This is a genomic window from uncultured Caballeronia sp. (assembly GCF_964243625.1).
In the GTDB taxonomy this organism is placed as follows: domain Bacteria; phylum Pseudomonadota; class Gammaproteobacteria; order Burkholderiales; family Burkholderiaceae; genus Caballeronia.
On the sequence record NZ_CAXTGZ010000664.1, the window covers coordinates 1 to 3,230 of the forward strand.

Consider the following 3,230-nt stretch of genomic DNA (forward strand, 5'->3'; position numbering starts at 1 on the left):
GCTTGGTCGCCCGTGGCACGGCATCTAAATGTTCATTAAGAACTTAAGACTTTTAGAACGTTTGAGAAACTCAGGTCCGAAGCAGCCGCGTCGACATCGGGCTTGCAGCTTTCTGATTGAACAGCGTTGCTCTGACCCGCGCCGGATCGAGACCAAACGTCTCGCCGGCCGCCGCTGCAATCAACGAGTCGAGCCCGAGCGTCGGCCGCAAATCGCGCCCCTGGTAAAGCGCCGACGGCGCAAGCCCCGGCCAGTCCGCAAGAATCCTGCCGCCTTGCACGCCGCCGCCCAGCAGCATTGCCGCCGATGCCGTCCCGTGGTCCGTCCCGCCCGTCCCGTTCGCCGCGGCCATGCGTCCGAATTCTGTGGCGACCAGCACCGTCGTGTTGGCCCAATGGTCGCCGAGTTCGTCGCGCATCGCGGCCATCATGGTGTCGAGCGCCTTTAGCTGCGCGCCGAGCCGCTGGTTCTGCGCGGTGTGCGTGTCCCATCCGCCAGTTTCGATCATCGCTATGCGCGGTCCGTCGGGACGTCCCAGGAAGCTCGCGGCAAGCTTGCCGAGGCTCGCGGGGTCCTGGCGTGCGCCGGCATCGGCGGCGAGGCCGCGTGCGTCCATGGCGGAGGTCCAGAGCGCGTGAAGCTGTGCATCGCCGGAATAGAGCTGCGTGACGCGTACAAGCAGATCGTCGGGCGCTTGCGGAAGTCCGGACGGCGCATATGAAGTCACGTCGGCGCGGCCGCGCAGCGCCAGCGGAACCGTGGGCGCAAGCGCAATGGCGTTTGCCTTCGCTGCCGGCAGCATCGAAACAAGCCGGTTCAGCCAGCCGTCCTTCATCTGGTACGGGGCGGTCCCGCCGGTTTCGAGCACATTCTGGCCGTCGAAGTGCGAGCGGTCCCGGTACGGCGATGCCACCGCGTGCACGAACAACGCCTGTTGCGCGGCGTACATCTTCGCGGTTTCGACCAGTGATGGATGCAGCGCGAACGTGCCATCGAGTTTCGTCGCGGACGACGGATCGATTGCCAGCGCGCCGCGCAGCTTCGCGTAAGCAGGATCGGCATAGGGCACGACGATGTTGAGTCCATCGGCGGCGCCGCGCTGGATCACGAACACAAAACGCCGGTCCGATTCCACCGATGCAAACGCCATGCGCGATCCGACCAGCATCGAGCCAACGCCGGCACCTGCGCACCACAAGAAATTTCGACGCGAGATCATGGCGTCATCTCCTTTGAAAATCGGGGGAAACCAGCAGGAGTGCAAGCGCGGTCGGCGCGCTTTCGGCGCGGGATAGTTCGGATGCCGTAGCATCGCTGAGCGATCCGGCAAGCAACTGATTGCCGAGTGTACGGGCATCGAGCGTATCGCCCACGCGCGCGGCGAAGCGCTGGGCCATTTCTACGCGGCGCACGAGCGCATCGGGGGCGGCCCAACTCGCGGCGATATCGTCGTAGCCGGCAGGGGAGCCCGGGCGCCACACCGGCTGGCCGAGCTGCGTGAGCAAAGGCGCGATCTGCAAGGCGCCGATATCGTCATGACCCAGGCCTCGCATGGACGAGACGGTCCAGTCCCACGGCGTCTTGAACTTGGCATCGACGGGCGACCACGCTTCCGGCGAATCGATCAGCACCTGATACACGCTCGGCAGGTCACCGTTCGTGGCGCTGAATACACCGGCGAGGCGTTCGACGAGCGATGGCGGCGGGTTATCGGCGACAAAATGCCGTGCGAGTTTGCCGGCGATATGCTGCGCCGTTGCGGGCGAAGCCGCCAGATCATGCAGCACGGCAAGTGCCTGTTGCTCGCCGGGCTGATCGTACTGGCGACCCATGACCGTGCGTGCACCCGGTTCGTGTTGCGGTTCGCGAAACACGAACTGGCCGGGCGCGGCGTCGTTACGACGCGGACCCCCTCCCATCCCGCCGATACTCCACCCCGTCAGCGCCCGCGCGAATTCCGTGACGTCTTCCTGCGCGTAGCCGCTGCGCACGCCGAGCGTATGCAACTCCATGATCTCGCGAGCGAGATTTTCGTTGAGCCCGGGCCTGTTCTCCGGATGCCGCGCGGCGGCGCGTTCTGCTGCAGGACTATCCGGGCCGACCGAGCGCGCCTGATCGAGGAAAATCTGCATGGCCGGATGACGTTCGGCGGCGACCAGCATGTCCTCGAAACGGCCAAGCACGTGCGGACGAATGGCCTCTGTTTCGAATGATCCGGCGAGCATGCCGACTGCCGGTTTCTCCACGGATACCGCAAAGTGATTCGCCCAGAACGCCACCAGCCTTTCGATAAACGGCGCCTGCGTCTGCAACGCACTGGTGAAGCGTGCGTTCACGGCCGCGCGATACGTATCGCGCAGTTTCTCGTTGTAGGCCTTGCGCACGCCTTTTTTATCGTCGGCGCCGGCAGCACGGATCGCAACCTGACGTTCGGCAAACTCCGCGGCGAGTACGCTGCTCGATGGCTGATTTTCAAGCGCGGGCGGCACGGGCTGATAGGTTGCGCCTGTGAGCTGCGCGGCGAGCCATTGCTTCGGATCGGCGGGCGCCGTTTCTCCTGCGCGGGCGCCGAGTCCGAAGCGGTTCATCGCGATCGCGGCGGGTGTGACGTCGGTCATGTGCTCCCCACGTTTCAAATTGTCATGCTGCTTAAACGTGGAGGCAACGTGAATCCGTCGCGTTCCTGGCGGTTATTTTTTCGGTGCGGGACCGACATGCAGCGGCCCGTGACGCTGCAACGCATCGACGAGTTTCAGCCGTTCGTCTGCGGTGAGCGTCGCGGCGAAATCCGCCACCGTGCCTTCCACGCGCGAACGCACGGCAATGTCGGCATCACGCGTGCGGGCGAGGGCGGCATCGAGCGTCGCACGGTCGAATTGCGGCGCCTGCAGCGCCTGCACGACATCGATACGTCCCGCTCGCGCGCTCAACACGAGCGGCAGGCTGTCACGGCGCGTCTGCCTGAGCGCGTCGTGCAGTTGCTCGCGGCGTTCCTGCGGCAATTCCGCGGCGGCAAAACGCAAGCCGCGCTGCTGCGCGATGGCATCGGCCTTCTGCTTTTCGATCCACCGGTACGTGCCGCCGCCGATCGTGCCGAGCAGAAAAATATTGAGCACCACCGATACCACCAGCAGCGTCTTGAGCCTCTTTGCCGGCATGGTCATTGATCGCTCCAGTCGGACGCACTGCTGTTGAACACGGTGCTTTCACCGGTTTGATCGAAGAGGCTC

The 3,230-nt window shown here is 64.8% G+C and carries 3 protein-coding genes; all 3 read right to left on the reverse strand.

The features are described from left to right. Positions 1 to 70: 70 nt before the first annotated feature. Entirely contained in the window at positions 71 to 1,219 is a 1,149-nt protein-coding gene (locus tag ACFFAR_RS28895) for a DUF1501 domain-containing protein (protein ID WP_062001481.1), read from the reverse strand. A gap of 4 nt (positions 1,220 to 1,223) precedes the next feature. Further along, the gene (locus tag ACFFAR_RS28900) at positions 1,224 to 2,618 is read right to left on the reverse strand and encodes a DUF1800 family protein (RefSeq protein WP_375508978.1); all 1,395 of its coding nucleotides are present in this window, start codon (positions 2,616 to 2,618) and stop codon (positions 1,224 to 1,226) included. A gap of 72 nt (positions 2,619 to 2,690) precedes the next feature. Continuing rightward, positions 2,691 to 3,164, reverse strand: coding sequence for a periplasmic heavy metal sensor (locus ACFFAR_RS28905; RefSeq protein WP_375508979.1), 474 nt, complete (start codon positions 3,162 to 3,164; stop codon positions 2,691 to 2,693). Positions 3,165 to 3,230 lie beyond the last annotated feature (66 nt).